At 65.6% G+C, this 19,157-nt stretch carries 19 protein-coding genes; 12 read left to right on the top strand and 7 right to left on the bottom strand.

Annotation, left to right across the window (positions count from 1 at the left end):
• Nucleotides 1–55 precede the first annotated feature (55 nt).
• Nucleotides 56–1,519 carry an MFS transporter gene (locus PQR08_RS04705; RefSeq protein WP_250484538.1) on the bottom strand — a complete coding sequence of 488 codons (1,464 nt, stop codon included), beginning with the start codon at nt 1,517–1,519 and terminating at the stop codon, nt 56–58.
• 122 nt (nt 1,520–1,641) lie between these two features.
• Nucleotides 1,642–2,934, bottom strand: a complete 1,293-nt coding sequence (locus tag PQR08_RS04710; protein ID WP_250484539.1) for an MFS transporter — start codon at nt 2,932–2,934, stop codon at nt 1,642–1,644.
• A 491-nt stretch (nt 2,935–3,425) separates the two neighbouring features.
• Here PQR08_RS04710 and PQR08_RS04715 point away from each other — a divergent pair, with 491 nt between their 5' ends.
• The gene (locus PQR08_RS04715) at nt 3,426–4,169 is read left to right on the top strand and encodes a response regulator transcription factor (protein ID WP_187606444.1); all 744 of its coding nucleotides are present in this window, start codon (nt 3,426–3,428) and stop codon (nt 4,167–4,169) included.
• 63 nt (nt 4,170–4,232) lie between these two features.
• On the opposite strand, the gene PQR08_RS04720 is transcribed toward PQR08_RS04715, so the two are convergent.
• Nucleotides 4,233–5,138, bottom strand: a complete 906-nt coding sequence (locus PQR08_RS04720; protein WP_250484540.1) for a dihydrodipicolinate synthase family protein — start codon at nt 5,136–5,138, stop codon at nt 4,233–4,235.
• 215 nt (nt 5,139–5,353) lie between these two features.
• On the opposite strand from PQR08_RS04720, the gene PQR08_RS04725 reads away from it, so the two are divergent.
• From PQR08_RS04725 to PQR08_RS04750, 6 genes are all read left to right on the top strand, one after another.
• On the top strand, nt 5,354–6,298 hold the full coding sequence (locus tag PQR08_RS04725; RefSeq protein WP_250484638.1) for a 4-hydroxyproline epimerase: 945 nt from the start codon (nt 5,354–5,356) through the stop codon (nt 6,296–6,298).
• A complete protein-coding gene (locus tag PQR08_RS04730; RefSeq protein ID WP_250484541.1) occupies nt 6,295–7,434 on the top strand; it encodes an NAD(P)/FAD-dependent oxidoreductase in 1,140 nt (379 codons plus the stop codon). Before PQR08_RS04725 ends, PQR08_RS04730 begins: the two co-directional genes overlap by 4 nt.
• Nucleotides 7,427–7,675: a (2Fe-2S)-binding protein gene (locus tag PQR08_RS04735; RefSeq protein WP_250484542.1), complete on the top strand. Its 249-nt coding sequence runs from the start codon at nt 7,427–7,429 to the stop codon at nt 7,673–7,675. The genes PQR08_RS04730 and PQR08_RS04735 overlap by 8 nt, the downstream gene beginning before the upstream one ends.
• Entirely contained in the window at nt 7,672–8,943 is a 1,272-nt protein-coding gene (locus PQR08_RS04740; RefSeq protein WP_408161070.1) for an FAD-dependent oxidoreductase, read from the top strand. Before PQR08_RS04735 ends, PQR08_RS04740 begins: the two co-directional genes overlap by 4 nt.
• Nucleotides 8,944–9,028: 85 nt before the next feature.
• Nucleotides 9,029–9,856: an AraC family transcriptional regulator gene (locus PQR08_RS04745; RefSeq protein WP_408161071.1), complete on the top strand. Its 828-nt coding sequence runs from the start codon at nt 9,029–9,031 to the stop codon at nt 9,854–9,856.
• A 340-nt stretch (nt 9,857–10,196) separates the two neighbouring features.
• Entirely contained in the window at nt 10,197–10,607 is a 411-nt protein-coding gene (locus PQR08_RS04750; RefSeq protein WP_238216800.1) for a response regulator, read from the top strand.
• A 44-nt stretch (nt 10,608–10,651) separates the two neighbouring features.
• Here the strand turns inward: PQR08_RS04750 and PQR08_RS04755 are convergent, their stop codons facing one another.
• Entirely contained in the window at nt 10,652–10,822 is a 171-nt protein-coding gene (locus PQR08_RS04755) for a hypothetical protein (RefSeq protein WP_187606439.1), read from the bottom strand.
• A gap of 149 nt (nt 10,823–10,971) precedes the next feature.
• Between PQR08_RS04755 and PQR08_RS04760 the strand changes: the two genes are divergently transcribed.
• The 3 genes from PQR08_RS04760 to PQR08_RS04770 all read left to right on the top strand — a co-directional run bounded on the left by PQR08_RS04760 (nt 10,972) and on the right by PQR08_RS04770 (nt 15,201).
• Complete coding sequence (locus PQR08_RS04760) at nt 10,972–11,643, top strand: glutathione S-transferase family protein (protein ID WP_250484544.1); 672 nt, start codon at nt 10,972–10,974, stop codon at nt 11,641–11,643.
• Between the two features lie 78 nt (nt 11,644–11,721).
• Nucleotides 11,722–13,359 (top strand): ATP-binding domain-containing protein, encoded by a 1,638-nt coding sequence (locus PQR08_RS04765; protein ID WP_250484545.1) that lies wholly within the window; start codon nt 11,722–11,724, stop codon nt 13,357–13,359.
• 3 nt (nt 13,360–13,362) lie between these two features.
• On the top strand, nt 13,363–15,201 hold the full coding sequence (locus PQR08_RS04770) for an ATP-binding response regulator (RefSeq protein ID WP_250484546.1): 1,839 nt from the start codon (nt 13,363–13,365) through the stop codon (nt 15,199–15,201).
• A 25-nt stretch (nt 15,202–15,226) separates the two neighbouring features.
• Here PQR08_RS04770 and PQR08_RS04775 read toward each other — a convergent pair whose 3' ends face one another.
• The 3 genes from PQR08_RS04775 to PQR08_RS04785 all read right to left on the bottom strand — a co-directional run bounded on the left by PQR08_RS04775 (nt 15,227) and on the right by PQR08_RS04785 (nt 16,853).
• Nucleotides 15,227–16,081, bottom strand: a complete 855-nt coding sequence (locus PQR08_RS04775; protein WP_035507549.1) for a helix-turn-helix domain-containing protein — start codon at nt 16,079–16,081, stop codon at nt 15,227–15,229.
• Nucleotides 16,082–16,271: 190 nt separating this feature from the next.
• Complete coding sequence (locus PQR08_RS04780; protein WP_187606435.1) at nt 16,272–16,541, bottom strand: hypothetical protein; 270 nt, start codon at nt 16,539–16,541, stop codon at nt 16,272–16,274.
• A 132-nt stretch (nt 16,542–16,673) separates the two neighbouring features.
• Nucleotides 16,674–16,853, bottom strand: a complete 180-nt coding sequence (locus tag PQR08_RS04785; RefSeq protein WP_250484547.1) for a hypothetical protein — start codon at nt 16,851–16,853, stop codon at nt 16,674–16,676.
• A 192-nt stretch (nt 16,854–17,045) separates the two neighbouring features.
• Between PQR08_RS04785 and PQR08_RS04790 the strand changes: the two genes are divergently transcribed.
• Entirely contained in the window at nt 17,046–17,807 is a 762-nt protein-coding gene (locus PQR08_RS04790; protein WP_250484548.1) for an SDR family oxidoreductase, read from the top strand.
• Between the two features lie 22 nt (nt 17,808–17,829).
• Nucleotides 17,830–19,152, top strand: coding sequence for an MFS transporter (locus PQR08_RS04795; RefSeq protein ID WP_250484549.1), 1,323 nt, complete (start codon nt 17,830–17,832; stop codon nt 19,150–19,152).
• The last annotated feature ends 5 nt before the right edge of the window (nt 19,153–19,157 follow it).

Here is a 19,157-nt window from a genome sequence, read left to right on the forward strand (position 1 = left end):
CTTCCAGCGTGCTTTGCCCTGACACTGCAACGTGCGTTCCCGCTGCCGCCCGTCTTCATTCGGCTTCGTCGGAAAGCGCGCCGCACGCGCGTTTCGTGGCTTCCGTCTTCGCGCTCGCCGGATTGCGCACGTGGCGCGCGATCAGCGCGGCGGCCAGCAAAAGCGCGACGGAAATCGCCGCCGACCAGCGCACCGCATCGACGATATGTTCCGCGTTCGGCGCGCCGTCGCCGTGCGCCGCGAGCGCGCCGAATGCCGCGACGCCGATCGCGCCCGCCGCCTGCCGCGCGGTATTGAGCACCGCCGACGCCGTGCCCGCGCGCTGCTGGCCGACGGTGCCGAGCAGCGCGGTCGTCATCGCCGGAACCGCGAGGCCCATGCCGGAGGGAATCAGCAGGAACGGCACGAGTAGGGCGGCCGTGGGCGTCGTCGCATCGACGAAGGCGAGCGCCGCCAAGCCCGCTGCATCGAGCAGCGCGCCGGCGATCATCGGGCCACGCGAGCCGAAGCGCGCCACGACGGGGCCGCTCGCGAGGTTCGAGATCAGGAAGCCGCCCGTCAGCGGCAGGAACGCGAGACCGGTCTGCAAGGGCGTATGACCGAGCACACGCTGCAAATACAGGCTCAAAACGAAGACCATTCCATAATAGGTGAGATTCACGCCGATACCGAAGACGACGGCCGCGCTGAACGTGCGCTCGGCGAAGAGCGAGAGCGGCAGCATCGGCGCGCGGCTTTTTCGTTCGATCGCGATGAACGCGCCGCCCGCCGCCAGCGCGAGCACGAGTCCGCCGATCACGAGCGGATGCGCCGGTCCGAGCGGACGCAGCTCGATCACCGCGCCGACCAGCGCCGCGAGCGCGACGATCGCGAGCGCCTGGCCGGGCAGGTCGATGCCGTCCGCATGTTCGTGGTCTTTCGCGCGCGTTTTCTCGACCCACACGAGCGTCGCCGCAATGCCTGCCGCGCAGATCGGCAGATTGACCCAGAAGATGCTGCGCCAGCCGAACGCCGCGATCAGCACGCCGCCGACGATCGGCCCCGCCGCGATCGACACCGCGCCCGCCGCGGTCCAAAGTCCGACCGCACGCGCGCGCAGGCGGCGGTCGTGGCCGCATGACGCGTTCAGGAGCGCGAGCGAATTCGGCAGCATGCCCGCCGCACCGATGCCTTGCAGGGCGCGCGCGGCGATCAGTTGGGTCACATCGCGCGAAAAGGCGCACGCGAGCGACGCCAGCGCGAAGAGCGCGAGGCCGCCGAGGAACATGCGCCGCGCGCCGAAGCGATCGCCGAGCGAGCCCGCCGAGAGCATGAGCGCGGCGAAGGCGAGCGCGTAACTGTCGACGGTCCATTGCAGGCTCGCGACACTCGCTTGCAGGTCGTGACCGATGCTCGCGAGCGCGACATTCACGATCGAGACATCGAGCTGAGAGACGACGAAGCCGACGCTCGTCGCCGTGACCACGAGCATCTGTCGGGCGGACAAATGCGTTTCGGATGAGGAAAGGTTCGAGTTCATGCCTTTAATCGTAAGCGCGTCGCGCGTTCGATGTTTCAGCATGGCCTGAAACGTGGAAGTCGAATGAAAAATGGCGCGCCGGGTGAGCGGCGCGCCATTTTCCCAACGACGTCAACGCTGAATCAGCGTGCTTCCCTGATGAAGAACGTCGTCAGCGCGCCGACCGCGCACAGTGCGCCGACATAGACCGCGGGCGCCATCGGGCTCGATTTCATCATCAGCGAGACGACGATCGGCGTGAGTCCGCCGAACACCGCGTACGCGACGTTGTACGAAAACGAGATGCCAGAGAAGCGGATGGCGGGCGGGAACGCCTTCACCATCACGAACGGAATCGCGCCGATCACGCCGACGAAAAAGCCCGCGAGCGCGTACCACGGCAGCAGCACGGAGGCATCGAGCGCGACCTGCTGGAACATCAGCCAGTACGAAACGGCAAGCGCCACGCCGCCGATGAAGATGGTCTTGCCCGCGCCGATGCGGCCCGCGATCGCGCCCGCGAGCACGCAGCCGATCGTGAGGCACAGCGTCGCCGCGCAGTTCGCGACGAGCACCGTCGCCGGCGCGATGTGGAACTGCTTCTGGAGCAAGGTCGGCGTCATCAGAATCACGACGACGATCGCCGCCGACAGCATCCACGTGAGCAGCATCGAAACGATCACCGCGCGGCCGTGGTCGCGCAGCACCGCCTTGAGCGGGATCTCCGCCGCGAGCGACTTGCGCTTTTGCAACTCGGCGAACACCGGCGTTTCGTGCAGCCAGCGGCGCAGGAAGACCGAGCACAGACCGAACAGACCGCCGAGCAGGAACGGCAGACGCCATGCGAAATCGGCGACTTCGGCGGGCGCGAACGACTTGTTGATCGCCGTGGCGATGAGCGAGCCGAGCAGGATGCCCGCCGTCAGACCGGCCGTGAGCGTGCCGCACGCATAGCCGACATGACGGCCCGGCACGTGCTCCGAGACGAACACCCACGCGCCCGGCACCTCGCCGCCGACCGCCGCGCCCTGCATCACGCGAAACAGAAGCAGCAGCACGGGCGCCATCAGGCCGATCGACGCGTAGGTGGGCAACAGGCCCATGAGGAGCGTCGGCACGGACATCAGCAGCACGGAGAGCGTGAACATGCGCTTGCGGCCAAGCAGATCGCCGAAGTGCGCCATGACGATTCCACCGAGCGGACGCGCGAGGTAACCGGCCGCGAAGATGCCGAAAGTCTGCAATTGACGCAGCCAGTCAGGAATCGTCGGCGGAAAGAACAGTTGGCCGATGACCGGCGCGAAGAACACGAAGATGATGAAGTCGTAGAACTCGAGCGCGCCGCCGAGCGCGGCGAGCGTGAGCGTCTTGTAGTCGCCGCGCGTGAGCGCACGGCCGGCCGCGCGGGGGGCGTCGGACAGAGGTGTTGCCTGCATCGAAAAAAGAACCCGTGAGTGGAAAAGCCACGCGTGATGCGCGGTAGGACGAGGCCTTGCCCTGCGGGAGTGACGACACGCGCCGGGTCGACGCGAAGCGAAGGCGGGCGCGGATTCGAGAGCCGACGCCCGTCATCCGCGCTGCGCGATGCGACGGAGAGTCGCGGCGCAACTTGCTACGCGACGTCTCGATAAAACGGCGGAAGCGGGAACTTTTGAGCCAGAAGCGGGATGTTACAGGATGAAAACTGGCGCAAAAGAGAAAAGTCGTTCTATTTTCGAGATGGTTGTGCGCATGAGACGCATTGCGGCCGGAGGGATGCGCAGTCACATGCATTGACAATTCAGATGAGTCCGATGGGAAAGGGGCGTCTCGCTGGCCAGAATGCGCAGCGTGATCAGCCTCGTCTCATCCCGCGACGAGACATCCGGCGGTGGCCCGCAGTAAGGCACCCGCCCCAATGTCCCTTGGACTCATCAGGTAAGACCTCATGCGCGTCGCCGTTTTGCAAACCGACCCAAGTTATCGAAATCTCATCAGCGATGTCGTCAAACGACTCGGTCACACTTGCGTGACGTTCGGCGACGGCCTCGTGCTATCGAAAGCGCTGTCCCGCTCGACCGTCGATCTGTTGATTCTCGACTGGAATTCCACGGGCCTGTGCGGCCTCGACCTGCTCAAATCCGTGCGCTCGAGCTTCGGCGAACGCGTGCCGGTCATGTTCGCGACGCCCGACGGCGCCGAGCACAACGTGGTCTGCGCACTGACCGCGGGCGCGGACGATTACATCGTGTATCCCATTCGCCCGGGCGAGTTCGGCGCGCGCGTCGAGGCGCTGCTGCGCCGCGCGTATCCGGCGACGTCAAGTGCGTGTCTCGAAGTCGACCCATACCGTTTCGACGCCCGCCAGCAAATCGTGACCGTGCGCGGCAAACCGGTGCAACTGAGCGGCACGCAATTCCGACTCGCGCAGCTTTTCTTCTCGAACATCGGCCGGGTGCTGTCGCGCGATCATATTTTCGCGATGGTCTGGGGACGCGAATTCCGCGAAACCACGCGCACGATCGACAGCCACGTTTCGCGTCTGCGCCTTGCGCTCGAAATCGAGCCGGTGAACAACTTCCGCTTGCAGCCCGTGTACAAGAGCGGCTATCGCCTGCTGCATCTCTATGACGAAGGCGAAGATTCGGGCGATGACCTCGCCGATCCCGCGCCTGCGCAAATCGCGGCCTGAAGCCGCGATCCACAAAGAAAAATGCCGTCGCGATGACGGCATTTTTTTTGCGTTTCGCCTTAATTAAACCGCCGGCAGCGCCGGGCGCGTCTCAATGCTGCGACGAATCAACGCCTCGACTTCCTTGCGCTCCTCGCCCGCGAGCGGCAGACGCGGCGGACGCACCGGCTCCGTGCCCAATCCGACGATCGCCTCGGCCAGCTTGATATTCTGCACGAGCTTGTGCGACACATCGAGCGCGAGCAGCGGCGCAAACCAGCGATAGATCGCGCGCGCTTCCTCGACACGTCCGGCGCGAATGAGCTTGTAGATCGCCACGGTTTCGCGCGGGAACGCGCAGACGAGACCCGCCACCCAGCCGTGCGCGCCCATCAGAATCGCTTCCATCGCCAGATTATCGACGCCGCAAAAGAGGGCGTAGCGATCGCCCGTTTCGTTGATGAGATCGGTGATGCGGCGCACGTCGCCGCTCGATTCCTTGATCGCCGCGAATTTCTTGTCCTCGGCGAGCTCGGCGAACATTTTCGGCGTGACATCGACGCCATACGCGAGCGGATTGTTGTAGACCATCAGCGGCAGCGGGCTCGCGTCGGCGACCATGCGGAAATGGTTGAGCGTCTCGCGCCGGTCCGACAGATAGCGCAAACCCGGCAGCACCATGTAACCGGCCGCGCCGTGGCGCGCGGCGCGCTCGGCCTGGCGGCAGCCGTCGAGCGTGCTGTTCTCCGCAATCGTCAATAGCACCGGCACACGGCCGCGCGAGGCATCCACGGCGATGTCGAGCACGTCGAGCTTTTCGTCGAGCGACAACGTCGATGCTTCGCCGAGCGATCCGCACACGATGATGCCATCCACGCCGGCTTCGATCTGCGCGTCGATATTCTTCGCGGTCCACGCGCGGTCTATGCTGAAATCGGCGTTGAACTTGGTGGTCACGGCGGGCATCACGCCTTCCCAGATATGCGTCACGGCAGCGCTCCGAAAGTGATTGAACGGTACGCAGTGTAAGCACCGAAAAATCGGGCGTCTTGCGTGTTTCGCGCGCGCCGCGTGCCGATTTCGGCATAGCCGTTTGGCCGTGAAAGCGCCGTGCGGCGGGCTTGCCGAGCCGATCCCGCGTTATGCCGATATCGTCATCAAAACGATCCAGCCGCTTCAAGACGCCCATCGCGCGCGTTTCTAGGATAGGCGGCATGAAAACCATCGACATCATCGACTCGCATACGGGCGGCGAACCGACGCGCCTCGTGATCGCGGGCGGCCCGGATCTGGGCCACGGCACCCTCGCGCAACGGCTCGACACGTTTCGCACGCGCTTCGACGACTGGCGCCGCGCCATCGTCACCGAACCGCGTGGCTCGGACGTGATGGTCGGCGCGCTCCTGTGCGAGCCCGACGATCCGGCGGCCGCGGCGGGCGTCATCTTCTTCAACAACGTCGGCTATCTCGGCATGTGCGGACACGGCACGATCGGTCTCGTCGCGTCGCTCGCGCACGCGGGAAAAATCGCGGTCGGACGGCACCGGATCGATACGCCCGTCGGTCCCGTCGATGCCACGCTCAACGCGAACGGCAGCGTCAGCGTGCGCAACGTGCCGGCGTACCGGCATCGGCGCGCGGTGACGGTCGACGTGCCCGGCCACGGGCTGCTCTCAGGCGATGTCGCGTGGGGCGGCAACTGGTTCTTTCTCGTTGCGGAGCACGGGTGCGAACTCGTGCCCGCGCGCATCGCCGGGCTGACCGCGTTCACCGAGGCGATCCGCGATGCGTTGCATGCGCAGGGCATCACCGGCGCCGATGGCGCGTACATCGACCATATCGAGCTGTTCGCGGATTCGCCCGTCGCGGGCGTGGACAGCCGCAATTTCGTGTTGTGTCCGGGCAGCGCCTACGATCGCTCGCCGTGCGGCACCGGCACCAGCGCCAAGCTCGCGTGCCTCGCGGCGGACGACGCGCTCGCGCCGGGCGAGATCTGGCGTCAGGAAAGCATCATCGGCAGCGTGTTCGAAGGCAGCTATGCGATCGACGGCGACACGCTCGTCCCCACGATCACCGGCTACGCGCACATCATGGGGGAAGGGCGTCTCGTTTTCGACGAGCGCGATCCGTTCATGCTCGGCATCGCATGAAAGCTGATGTGATCGTCGTCGGTGGTGGAATCGTTGGGGCGGCGTGCGCGGCGGAACTCGCGCTGCGCGGCCTCGCGGTCGAGGTGCTGGAAGCGCGCGGCATCGGTGGCGGGGCGACGGCGGCGGGCATGGGCCACATCGTCGTGATGAACGATTCGCCCGCCGAGTTCGCACTGGCACATGCTTCGCGCGAACTGTGGCTCGCGCTTGGCCCTCAACTGCGCGAACGCGACGCGTTTTCGCGTTGCGGCACGCTCTGGATCGCCGAAGACGACGAAGAGCTCGACGCCGCCCGCACGATGCGCGATGCATTCGCGACGGCCGGCGTGCGTGCTCATATGCTCGATCGCGCCGCGCTGCGCGAATCGGAGCCATCGATAAGCCACGCGATGCAAGGCGGACTCCTGATCGACGACGACGCCATCGTGTACGCGCCCGCCGCTGCGCAATGGCTTCTGACGCGCTCGACGCGCATCCGTGTATCGACCGGCTGCGCGGTTCGCGCCGTCGACGCCGACGATACGCACGCCAGCGTCACGCTCGCGAACGGCGATCGGCGCACGGCCGCTCATGTGGTCATCGCCAATGGGCTCGCAGCGCCGGACTTGATCGCCGACGTGCCGCTCGAAGCGAAGAAAGGGCATCTGCTCATCACCGATCGCTATCCCGGCACGATCCACCATCAGGTGCTGGAACTCGGCTACATCAAGAGCGCGCATCACGCGCGCGGCACGTCGGTCGCGTTCAATGCGCAGCCGCGTCCGACCGGGCAGGTGCTGATCGGCTCGTCGCGCCAGTTCGGAACGCTCGATCCGGCTGTCGAGACCGACGTGCTCGCCGCGATGCTCGCCCGCGCGACGCGCTATCTGCCGGGCATCGGCGCGCTGAACGCGATCCGCGCATGGACGGGCTTTCGCGCCGCCACGCCCGACGGTCTGCCGCTGATCGGCCCCGCGCGTTTTCCGGGCGACCGGCTGTGGCTCGCGGCGGGTCACGAAGGGCTCGGCGTGACGACGTCGCTCGGCACCGCGAAGCTCATCGCCGCGCAGATGCTCGGCGAGCCGGTTCCGTTCGACATACCCGACACGCACGCTTTCTCGCCGCAACGATTCGCACGGGAGCACGCCGATGGCTGAGCGCGTGCGCGTCATCATCGACGGCGAGCCGCTCGCCGTGCCCGCTTTCACGACCGTCGCGGCGGCCATCGCGATGCGCGGCGTCGGCGGCACGCGGCGCTCCGTCACCAGCGAGCCGCGCGCCGCGCTGTGCGGAATGGGCGTGTGTCACGAATGCCGCGTGACGGTCGACGGCCGCGCGCATGTGCTCGGCTGTCAGACGCTGTGTCGCGACGGCCTTTCCATCGAGACGATGCGATGAACGTCGAGCATGTCGATATCGCGGTCGTCGGCGCGGGGCCGGCGGGTCTGAAGGCGGCGCAGATTGCGGCGCGGGCGGGCGCGCGTGTCGCGCTCATCGACGACAATCCGCGCCCCGGCGGTCAGATCTGGCGGCAAGGACCGACGCTCGCGCCCTCCGCGCAGCTTCATCAGTGGCTCGATGAAACGCGCGCGCATGCGAATCTCATCGTCATGAACGGGACGAAAGTCGCCGCCGCGCCGGAACACAATCGGCTCCTGCTCGAACGCGACGGCGCGCCGCTCACGCTCGCGTATTCGAAGCTCATCCTCGCAACCGGCGCGCGCGAGCGGCTGCTGCCCTTCGACGGCTGGACCTTGCCCGGCGTGACGGGCGCGGGCGGTTTGCAGGCGCTCGTCAAGGGCGGGATGCCGGTGCGCGGCGAGCGCATCGTCGTCGCGGGCAGCGGGCCGCTTCTGCTCGCCGCCGCCGATACGGCGCGCCGTCACGGTGCGCATGTCGTCGCGGTGGTCGAACAGGCGTCGTTGGCGCGCGTCGGGCGGTTCGTCGCGTCGCTGTCGCTGACGACTGGAAAGCTGGCTCAGGCTGTCAGGCTCGGGATCGCGTGCTATCGGACGGGCAGCGTCGTCGTGAGAGCGCACGGAAACGCGCGCGTGGAGGCGGTCACGATCCGCGCGCGCGGGCGCGAAGCAACGCTCGAAGCGGATCGCGTCGCGTGCGGATACGGCCTCGTGCCGAACGTGACGCTGGCGCTCGCACTCGGCTGCTCGATCGACGAACGCGACGGCGCGATTCACGTCGACGATTCGCAGCGCACGTCGCAGGAACACGTCTTCGCGGCGGGCGAGTGCACGGGCATCGGCGGGATGGAACTGGCGAGCGTCGAAGGGGCGATCGCGGCGCATGCGGCGCTCGGCACCGCCGCCGATGCGCGTCTCGTGCGCGAGCGCGATCGCTGGCGCGCATTCGCCTGGCGCGTGGCGCACGCGTTCGAGCTCGGCCCCGATGCGCGCGCGCTGCCGTCGCCGGATACCGTGTTGTGTCGCTGCGAAGACGTGTCGATCGCCGATGTCGCCGCGCACGCGAACTGGCGCGACGCGAAATTGCAGACCCGTTGCGGCATGGGACCGTGTCAGGGCCGCATCTGCGGCGAGGCGGCAGCGATCTATTTCGGATGGCCGCGCACGGCGGCGCGCCCGCCGTTCACGCCGGTGCGCATCGACACGCTGATCGCCGCGCGCGAAAGCACCGAAACGCCCGTTTCATAGTGGGGGCAGCGCGAATTTCGTCCGCGCGTGCGCGCTCCTATAATCGGTTGCCTGACTGATCCGCACGCAACCGACCTTCCCACGCATGACGAGCACGACAGGCCTCACGATGAACGCAGCGCCGATCGCGCAACCTCCGGCGTCGACGCTCTCCGACATGCTCGCGCATTTCGCGCTGCTCGCGCCGGTGTTCGACGCGATGCCCGACATCGTGTTCTTCGTGAAAGATCGCGAGGCGCGCTACGCGATGGTCAACCGCACGCTCGCGCGTCGCTGCGGCCACAAGGACGACAAATCGGCGCTGCTCGGCAAGACCGCGGAGGACGTGTTCCCGCGGCGCTTCGGGCGCATCTACACGGCGCAGGATCAGGCGATCATCGCGCAGGGACATCAGCTGATCGACCAGCTCGAACTGCATCTGTATCCGGGACGCGAGCCCGGCTGGTGCATGACCTGCAAGCAGCCGCTGCATGACACGCAGGGGACGATCGTCGGACTCGCGGGGATCTCGCGCGACTTGCAGGCCGCCGAAGGCACGCATCCCGCCTACAGCCGGCTTGCGGCGGTCGTGCAGCACATCCAGGAAAACTACGTGCAGCCGCTCAACATGCGGCAACTCGCGCAGATGGCGAACATGTCGATCGCGCAACTGGAGCGGTATTTTCACAAGGTCTTCCATCTGACGCCGCGTCAGGTATTGCTGAAAACTCGCCTCGACGCGGCCACCGCGTTGCTCGTCTCGAACGAAAAGGTCACGGATGTCGCCGCACTGTGCGGCTACACCGATCACAGCGCTTTCACGCGCCAGTTCAAGGCGACGGTCGGCATCACGCCGAGCGAGTATCGCGCGCTGTTGCAGGCGGGCCCGTCGAGCGCCTCGCGCCCCGATTCCGGCCGCGAGGCAAACGTCTGACGGGAAATCAGGGCACGCTTCGCGCCGAAATTACACGGTCGTGCGTTCGGGCGGCGGCGTGCATCGGCCGAATGAACCGCGTGATGCGGCTTTCGCGCCATCGAATGCAGGTCGGTCCGGATTTTGCTCGGATACGCTCGCGGCGACCGGGCAAATCTTCGCATCGGCGCAGCGCAAAACCGCGAGGCGTTCCGCACCGGCGCACACGCGACACAAATAACGGTGCGTTCGGAATTCCCGCCGCGTTTTCGTGTCAATCAATGCGCGCAACAGCGCGCGCGGCGGCGAGGTGGAGACCCGTCGCGAGAATTCCGTTTTTTGGGCAGCAGAAAAGAACATCATGAACGAAGTGGCAAGACTGGGGCATATGCGGATCGTCCTCATCGAGGATGATCCGGAGAGCAGGGCATCACTGCAGATGTTGCTGGAAGAAGAAGGTGCGGACGTGATCGCGGTAGCCGACGCCGAAGACGGCGCGCAAGCCGCGATCGAGCATCTTCCCGATGCGGTGATCTGCGATCTCGATTTACCCGAGATGGACGGTTTTTATCTCATACAACGTTTGCGGGATCACGAAATACGCGGCAACCTGCCGCCTTCCGTGGCGATCGCGCTGACGGGACACGGCGGCGAAGAGTATCGATTACGCAGCATCGGCGAAGGCTTTCAGCATTTCATGACGAAGCCCGTGCATCCGGACGAACTCGTCGCGTTGATCCAGGACGCGGTCGGGGCGCGCGTGGTGATGTGATGTGATGACGGATCAGGGCCGCCGCTGAACGGCGGCCCCGATTTTTACGACCGGTCGCGGTTGCGCGCTCGCGTCGCGCCGGTGATGACGGCGATGCCCAGCATGATGACGGCGACGATCATGATCGTATGCTGCGAGACGTGCATCGCGACGAGCGCCCACGATACGCCTCCGATCAGAATCAGCCAGCCTGCAAGATAGATGATCAGCGTCATCGACTTCTCCTTTTTCGTTGTGTGCTAGAAATCGTTGCGTGGCCTTCATGAAAGGGCCTTATCCTTTCGACGCCCGGGCGCGCATAAGTTCACTGGATGCAAGGGGCGTACCGCGGGCGGCATCGTCGAACATGAACAAGAGCGAGAGCATGCTGACCGTTCACCACCTCAATAATTCCCGCTCGCAGCGCGTGCTGTGGATGCTGGAAGAACTCGGCGTCGAATACGAACTGAAGCGCTATCAGCGCGACCCGCGCACGATGCTCGCGCCGCCCGAATTGCGCGCGGTGCATCCGCTCGGCAAATCGCCGGTCGTCACCGACGACGGTCTGACGCTCGCCGAATCGGGCGCGATCATCGAATATCTTGTCGACCGTTATGGCGAAGGCCGCTTCTCGCCGCCGCCCGGAACGTCGCCGGAACGCCTGCGGTACAACTACTGGATGCATTACGCGGAAGGCTCGGCGATGCCGCCGCTCCTGCTCAAGCTCGTCGCGCGGCGGCTGGAGAGCGCGAAGATGCCGTTCTTCGCGAAGCCGATCGCGCGGCGCATCGCGCAGACGATGCAAAGCAGTTTCATCGATCCGCAATTGCGGCTGCACTTCGGCTATATCGATGCCGAGCTCGCGAAGTCGCCGTGGTTCGTGGGCGAGACGTTCACCGCCGCCGACGTGCAGATGAGCTTCCCGCTCGAAACCGCGAGCGCGCGCGCCGGCGCGAAGTCGATGCCGCATATCCGCGCGTTTCTCGAGCGTATCCACGCGCGGCCGGCATACCAGCACGCGCTGGAACGGGGCGGCCGATACGACTACGCCGGTTAGCCATTCGGCCGACTGCCGGCACGGCGGACGCGTTGCGTACAATGAGTCGCACGCAATCACTCAGCCCAAAGGCGACGCATGGCCCGAATCGTTCCCGACGACTGGAAGAATCTCGAAGCGACCGGCGCGGCGGCGCGCGAACTCGAAACGCTCGCGCTGCTAGAAAAGCTGCCCGACGACTACACGGTCTATCACGGCGTCCACTGGACGCGCGTCAACGAAGGCTTTTCGGTGTTCGGCGAGGCGGATTTCGTCGTCGTCGCGCCGTCGGGTCGCGTGCTGATGATCGAGCAGAAGGCGGGCTTTCTGCGCGAAACCGGTCAGGGCCTCGTGAAGGTCTATCTGCAGAAGGAACGCAACGTTGCCATTCAGCTCGCGCGCACGCTGGAGAACCTGCACCGGCGCTTCACCGCGGCGTTCGGCGCGGGCACGTACCGGATCGAGGAACTGCTGTTTTGCCCCGACTACACCGTGAAAAACGCGGCGATCGCGGGCGTCGCGCCCGCGCGGATCGTCGATGCGAGTCGCAAGTCGCAGCTCGCGCGCGTCGTGCTGGACATTCTCCCGCCCGACGAACCTCGCTTCGAATCGGCGGCGCGCATCCATCACTTTCTCGCCGATGAACTCTCGCTCACGCCCGACACCAACGCGCTCGTCGGCGCGGCGAACACGCTCGTCACGCGGCTCTCGGGCGGCCTCGCGACGTGGGCGCGCCGGCTCGAATTCACACCGTTCCGGCTGCGCGTAATCGCGACTGCCGGCGCGGGCAAGACGCAGCTCGCCGTGCGCGTGATGCGCGACGCGCTCGCGCAAGGCAAGAGCGTGCTCTACGTATGCTTCAACCGGCCGCTCGCCGATCATATCCGCGCGATCGCACCGAAAGAGGCGAAGATCGCGAACTACCATCAGTTGAGCGCGGCGGTCGCGCGCGATGCCGGCAGCCCGCCCGATTTCAGTCAGCCGAACGTCTTCGCGACGCTCGAAGAGCGCTTCGCCGCCGTGCCCGTGCCGGAGCAGTGGAAGACGGACGTGCTGATCGTCGATGAAGGCCAGGACTTTCAGGCGGCGTGGGTCGAGGCGCTCGAACGCTTGCTCAATCCGGACGGCGCGTGGTGGTGGCTCGAAGATCCGATGCAGAACCTTTATCTGCGCGAGCCGGTGCCGCTGCCGGGCTGGACCATCCTGCGCGAGACCACGAACTATCGCAGCCCGCGCGATCTGCTCGGCTTTATCCGCAAGATCGTCGGGCCGGATGTGCGGCTCGATGCGGGCAGCCCCTTCGACGGCTCGGATGTGAGCGTCTCGACCTACGAGGATGGCCATCCCGAGGAAATCATCGAGGCGACCAAGCGCGCGATCACACATGCGCTCTCGCTCGGCTTTCGCAAGCAGGACATCGCGGTGCTGTCGTTTCGGGGCCGCGAGGGTTCGGCGCTCACCGCCGTCGATCAACTCGGGCCGCACCGGCTGCGCGCTTTCACCGGCACGTACGATCTGTTCGGCAACCCGGAGTATCGCGAGGGCGACGTGCTGCTCGAATCGATCTATCGCTTCAAGGGGCAATCCGCGCCGTGCGTGATCCTGACGGAAGTCGATTTCGAAGCGCTCGACGAGCAGGCCGCGCGCAAGATCTTCGTCGGCGCGACACGGGCGACGATGAAGCTGATCGTGGTCGCATCCGAACGCGCGGCCCGGGCCATCGACGCGTTGCAGTAGCGCATGGCCGTCATCGGTACCGAAACGTCCGTGCGCGCGCCCGCCGCGCGCCCGTGGTTTCGCCGTCTCTGGTATGCGGCGCTGATCGCGCTCGCGGTCGCGCCGCCGATCGGCGCGGTCGGCTACATGCTGTATTCCGGCTTGATCGCGCGCGAGACGCACAGACTCGTCGTGCCCTACGACGTGTACTGGGACGCCGCGCAGTTCCAGCTCGCCTATGAGCGTTTTGAGAATCAGGTATTGCTCTACCGCAACGGCATCGATGAAGACGCGGACGGCGTGCGCGCGAGCTATCGGCTGTTGCGCGCGCGGCTCAAACAAGTGTCGGAATCGACGGGACTGTCGGACGGACACGAAGCGCTGCTGAACCGTCAGCGCGAAATCCAGCGGCAATTGCAGACCGCGCTCGATTCCATCCAGGCGGACGTCGAAGGGCTTCAGGCCGAGCACCAGCACACGCTGCGCGTGATCGGCGTGCTGCGTCAGAACGCGCCGGCCGTCGCGGAACTGGCGAGCGGACGACGGCTCATGGATGTGGCCGAGCGCGAGGCGATCGTGCGCGACTTTGACGCGAAGCGCCGCTATCTGATCTACGGCGGCATCCTGCTCGGTCTGCTCTCGGCGGCGGCGACGGTGTTGCTGCTGCTGAACGGCTATCGGCGCACGCGCCTCATCGAACAACAGCGCGCGGCGCTCACGGCCGAGCATCAGGCGACGCGCGCGGCGCGCGAGGCGGGCGTCGCGAAAGACACCTTCCTCGGCATGATCAGCCATGAACTGCGCACGCCGCTGCACGCGATCGTCTCGTCGGTCGAATTGCTCGGGCTCAATGCACGCGGCGATGCCGACCGCAAGATCATGCAGCGCCTGGAATCGGGGGCGCGTCATCTCGAAGCGCAGATGCGCGATCTGACCGACTACGCGCGTCTCGGCGCGGGCAAGCTCGAACTGCGTATGTCGGTCTTCGATCCGGAAGAGTTGCTCGATTCGATCGTCGATGCGAACACGCCCGCCGCGACCGCGAAGGGGCTGGAATTGCGCGGCGACTATGCCGGCGAGCGCGAACCGATCGAATCCGATCCGCATCGCGTGCGGCAGATCGTGACGAATCTCGTGACCAACGCGATCAAGTACACCGAATCCGGTTCCATCGACGTGCATTTCGCGCGCACCGAAGAGCGCCTCGACATTTCCGTGATCGATACGGGCCCGGGCATTTCCCGCGAGCAGTTGCCGCTCATTTTTCAGGAGTTCACGCAGCTCGATTCATCGAGCACGCGGCGTTTCGACGGCGCGGGAATGGGCCTCGCGGTCGTGCGCGGGCTCGTCGATCTGCTCGGCGGGAAGATCGAGGTGTCGAGCGAAGTCGGACAGGGCGCTGCGTTTCGCGTGAGCGTGCCGGCGGTCTCGGCGGAGCGGTTGCCCGGAGGCGAGCCGGAAGCCGACGCGCCCGAGTTGCGCAAATCGCGCGTGCTCGTGATCGACGACCACGAGTCGATCCGCGATTCGCTGATCGAGATGCTCACGCATCTGGGCTATTACGCGGTCGCCTTGCCCGACGTCGACAGCGCGCTCGCATGGCTGCGCGCCAACGACGCCGACGTGATCCTCGCGGACCTGCACATGCCCGGCAAGGACGGCTACTCGTTCGCGAACGAATATCGTGCGCGCAGTGCGCCGGGGGCAAGCGTGCCGATCATCGCGGTGAGTGCATACGCGCCCGAACTGGTGGACCCGAGCGCGGCGGTGCTGTTCTTCGATTATCTGCTGAAGCCGGTGCGCTACGAGGTGCTGAAGGGCGCCGTTCACCGCGCGGTGACGGTGCGCCGGCGCGTTGCGTGAGCCTGTGAGCCTGTGAGCCTGGCCCTCAACTGCGCATGAGCCGCTTGGAAAGATCGGCGACGAGAATGCCGAGCCGCGCGGGCTTCTCGAAACACGTGACGTCGTAGTCGCGGATAACCTGGCTGATCTCCGATTCGCTCGCCTTGCCGGTGGTCAGTTCGCCCGTGAGCACGAAGACCGGCGCGTCCGGATTGTCCGACGCGCGCACCGCGCGAATCGCGTCCGCCGACGTATGCACGCCGAACAGCCAGTCCATCACGACCGCATCGAACACCTGTGTCTGCAGCGCTTCGAGGAATGCGTCGAGGCCGTAGAAGGCCATCGCCGTGAAACCGGTGGCCTCCAGATAGTCGTGCAGGTTGTCCGCGGAAGCGTGGTCGTCGTCCACGACGGCGATGATCGGCTTGTCGGTGTCGGGCCGGCGCGGCTGGATTTCGATCTTGTGGACGTCGCACGCTTCATGCAGCAGCACGCCTTCATGCTTCGTGACGACCCAGCGATTGTTGATCTTTTGCGCGATGAAATCCGGACGGCTGCCCGCGTCCAGCGCGTTGCCGACCCACGCCATGCAGGGAATTTCCACCGAACCGAGCTTGAACACGGCGTCGTGCGCGGTGCCTTCGGTTTCGTCGGGGCGCGTATTGATCGAATCGAAAAGCTTGAGCGCGGGCTCGTCGAAGGCATCGGCGACGCGGCGAATCTGCGCGAGCGTCCACGGACTGTTGCCACGCAGCTTGCGATGGCCCTGCGAAAAGCTCAGGTCGAGAATGCGGCACAACTCGGCGGTTTGCTGCCGCTTCCCGATGCCATGACGGGCCATCAACTCGCGCACGCGCTCCGCGACGGCGAGGGATTCCGAAGAAGACGTTTCAGTGACCATACAGCCAGTCGGATGCGTGAAAGTGGGCCTGCGAGGGGTGGGGTTCGGCGTGGGCCTCATGGCCCGTTCGCAGTCGGTCCGACATTGTAAATGGCGCGGGTCCGCGCACTCAAAATACCTTGGCGGACCGCGTGCAACATACTGGTGTTATTGGATAAATGCCCGCCGTTGCCGTTCGCTGGCGCGCACTTCACGCCAGCGCCGACGCGCGGTCGCGTTTCGGCTTCGATGCCACCGGAATCGAATCGAGCAGCGTCGAGAGCTGGTTGCGGGCGTCGCGTCCGCTGAATTCGCGCAATGTCGCGAGCAAGGTGCGCCACGGCGCGGGCCAGCGGGTTTCGCGCATGCAATGGCCGTTGGCGTCGGTGATACGAAGGAGGGTGGTGTCGGGAAAGAAAGTCAGGGTGACGGGGATGCCGTCGAGTACGCAGGTTGTAGTGCAGGCTTTCGAAGTGAACATGCTTTTTTAGGTTGATTAAGCGTCGAAAATTGACGGTCCGGTTGCGATAGCAACGTGCGTTCCCGGAGCGCGTCCGGCATTGTCGATCGCCGGGATCCATCAAGCAAGTTCACGAATGTTGAATGGAATATTTCAGATTTTGGCGACAATTGATGTCATTACCGACGATAAACTCGACGCCTCTTTAAATCGGAGGTTGTTGTGTTCGTTGCTGCTCTCTTGATTTTCCCAGTAGGCGTTGCGGCGCTTTTTGTACTGGCTCTGATCGCGAAAAAGCGTGCCGAAGGCTCGCGCGCCACGCAACGTGATCAACTTTCTTCGGTCGAGTCGGACGAAACAGATCGAGAACACGCATCGGACGAGCCGCCGCGCTAGGCAAGCAGCGCGATCCGCTTTTGCTATCGAACGATCGCCCTTTCGAATTGTTGCGCTATTAGCGCGGGACTATAGTGCCTCTCACGGCATGACAATCCAAAGCGACCAACAACGAAAGGAGACAAACCCATGAACCGTATCGACCTGGCCAGCCGCGTCGTGATCATCACCGGCGGGGCGCGGGGCATCGGCCTCGCGGTGGCGGAACGCGCGCTGGAATCGGGCGCCGATGTGTCGCTCTGGGATGTCGACGGCGAGCGCCTCGCGCGCACGAGCGCGGAACTCTCGGCGAAGTACAAGGAGCGCAAGATCAGCGACGCGGTCGTCGAACTGACCGACGAATCGTCCGTCGATGCCGCCGCGAAAAAGACCTTCGCCGCCCACGGCAGGATCGACGTGCTCGTGAACAACGCGGGCATCACCGGTGGCAACGGCACGACCTGGGAACTCGCGCCCGACGTGTGGCGTCGCGTGATCGACGTCAATCTGATCGGCCCATATCTGACGTGCCGCGCCGTCGTGCCTTACATGCTGAAGGCGGGCTACGGGCGCATCGTCAATATTGCGTCGATCGCGGGCAAGGAAGGCAACCCGAACGCCTCGCACTACAGCGCGTCGAAGGCCGGGCTGATCGGCCTCACGAAATCGCTCGGCAAGGAACTCGCGGGCAAGAACATCCTCGTGAACGCCGTGACGCCCGCCGCCGCCAAGACCGAAATCTTCGATTCGATGTCGCAGCAGCACATCGACTACATGCTCTCCAAAATCCCGATGAACCGCTTCCTGATGCCGGAGGAAGCCGCGTCGCTGATCCTGTGGCTTTCGTCCGAGGACTGCGCGTTCAGCACCGGCGCGGTGTTCGATCTGTCCGGCGGACGCGCGACGTACTGATTGCGGCTTCGGGAGAATCTCGATGAATCACTCCGCCATAGCGGAAGGCGCCGTCACGTCCCGCGTGATGAAGAGGCTGCTGCCGTTTCTGCTGCTCATGTACGTGCTCGCGTTTCTGGATCGCGCGAATATCGGCTTCGCGCAAAAGGCGCTGCAGCAGGACACCGGCTTGACGAATGCCGCGTTCGCGTTCGGCGCGGGCGTGTTCTTCATCGGCTATGCGATCTTCGAGGTGCCGAGCAATCTGCTGCTGCATCGCGTCGGCGCGAAGCTGTGGATGTGCCGCATCATGGTGACGTGGGGTCTCGTCTCGGCGGCGATGGCCTTCGCGCATAGCGCCACTGCGTTCTATACCTTGCGCTTTCTGCTCGGCGTGGCGGAGGCGGGCTTCTTTCCGGGCATCGTCTATTACCTGACGCGCTGGTTTCCGCAATCGTCGCGGGCGCGCGCGCTCGGCGTGTTCTACTTCGGCGCGCCGCTCGCGTTCATCTTCGGCGCGCCGCTTTCCGGCTTGCTGCTCGATCTGCACGGCGCGTTCGGTTTCAAGGGCTGGCAATGGCTCTTTCTGGTCGAAGGGCTGCTTGCGTCGATCGTCGGCGTATGGGCATTCTGGTATCTCGACGACGACCCCGCGAAAGCCCGATGGCTCACGCCGGACCAACGCGCGCTGCTCGTCGGCCGCCTCGACGAAGATGCGCGCGCCGCGTCGTCGCACGGTCCGCGAAGCGTGCTCGCGTCGCTCGTCGATCCGCGCGTGCTCGTGCTGTGTTGCGTCTATTTCCTGATTCAGGCCGCGGTCTATGGCGTCGTCTTTTATCTGCCGCAACAGGTGTCGGCGCTGCTTGGCACCAAAGTGGGCTTTCGCGTCGGGCTCGTGACGGCGCTTCCGTGGATCGCCGCCGTGATCGTCACGTGGATCGTGCCGCGCTACGCCGATCGCACCGGAAGGCATCGGCCGTGCGCGGTGGCGCTGCTCGCGATGTCGGGCATCGCGATCGCCGTGTCGGGTGTGGCGGCGTCGCCCGTCGTGTCGATCATCGCGCTGTGCTGCGCGGCGAGCGGCTTCATCGCCGCACAGCCGCTCTTCTGGACCTTTCCGACGCGCTATCTGACAGGCGCGGGCGCCGCGGCCGGCATCGCGCTCATCAATTCGCTCGGCGGCCTCGGCGGTTTCTTCGCACCGATGGCCCGCACCGCCGCCGAAGCCGCGTTCCATTCGACGAGCGCCGGACTCATGGTGCTGGCGGGCGCGAGCGTGCTCGCGGCGCTCGTCATCGTCGCACTGGTGCGCGTGCCCGGGCGCAGCGAACACGCACCCATACCCGACGCCGCGAACGCGTCCTGAACAAC

Source organism: Caballeronia jiangsuensis, from assembly GCF_046030135.1.
GTDB lineage: Bacteria > Pseudomonadota > Gammaproteobacteria > Burkholderiales > Burkholderiaceae > Caballeronia > Caballeronia jiangsuensis.

Coding starts and splice junctions, on each gene's coding strand:
- PQR08_RS04705 (WP_250484538.1), bottom strand. CDS start 1,519: ATGAACTCGAACCTTTCCTCATCCGAAACGCATTTGTCCGCCCGACAG.
- PQR08_RS04710 (WP_250484539.1), bottom strand. CDS start 2,934: ATGCAGGCAACACCTCTGTCCGACGCCCCCCGCGCGGCCGGCCGTGCG.
- PQR08_RS04715 (WP_187606444.1), top strand. CDS start 3,426: ATGCGCGTCGCCGTTTTGCAAACCGACCCAAGTTATCGAAATCTCATC.
- PQR08_RS04730 (WP_250484541.1), top strand. CDS start 6,295: ATGAAAGCTGATGTGATCGTCGTCGGTGGTGGAATCGTTGGGGCGGCG.
- PQR08_RS04735 (WP_250484542.1), top strand. CDS start 7,427: ATGGCTGAGCGCGTGCGCGTCATCATCGACGGCGAGCCGCTCGCCGTG.
- PQR08_RS04740 (WP_408161070.1), top strand. CDS start 7,672: ATGAACGTCGAGCATGTCGATATCGCGGTCGTCGGCGCGGGGCCGGCG.
- PQR08_RS04745 (WP_408161071.1), top strand. CDS start 9,029: ATGACGAGCACGACAGGCCTCACGATGAACGCAGCGCCGATCGCGCAA.
- PQR08_RS04750 (WP_238216800.1), top strand. CDS start 10,197: ATGAACGAAGTGGCAAGACTGGGGCATATGCGGATCGTCCTCATCGAG.
- PQR08_RS04755 (WP_187606439.1), bottom strand. CDS start 10,822: ATGACGCTGATCATCTATCTTGCAGGCTGGCTGATTCTGATCGGAGGC.
- PQR08_RS04760 (WP_250484544.1), top strand. CDS start 10,972: ATGCTGACCGTTCACCACCTCAATAATTCCCGCTCGCAGCGCGTGCTG.
- PQR08_RS04765 (WP_250484545.1), top strand. CDS start 11,722: ATGGCCCGAATCGTTCCCGACGACTGGAAGAATCTCGAAGCGACCGGC.
- PQR08_RS04770 (WP_250484546.1), top strand. CDS start 13,363: ATGGCCGTCATCGGTACCGAAACGTCCGTGCGCGCGCCCGCCGCGCGC.
- PQR08_RS04775 (WP_035507549.1), bottom strand. CDS start 16,081: ATGGTCACTGAAACGTCTTCTTCGGAATCCCTCGCCGTCGCGGAGCGC.
- PQR08_RS04780 (WP_187606435.1), bottom strand. CDS start 16,541: ATGTTCACTTCGAAAGCCTGCACTACAACCTGCGTACTCGACGGCATC.
- PQR08_RS04790 (WP_250484548.1), top strand. CDS start 17,046: ATGAACCGTATCGACCTGGCCAGCCGCGTCGTGATCATCACCGGCGGG.
- PQR08_RS04795 (WP_250484549.1), top strand. CDS start 17,830: ATGAATCACTCCGCCATAGCGGAAGGCGCCGTCACGTCCCGCGTGATG.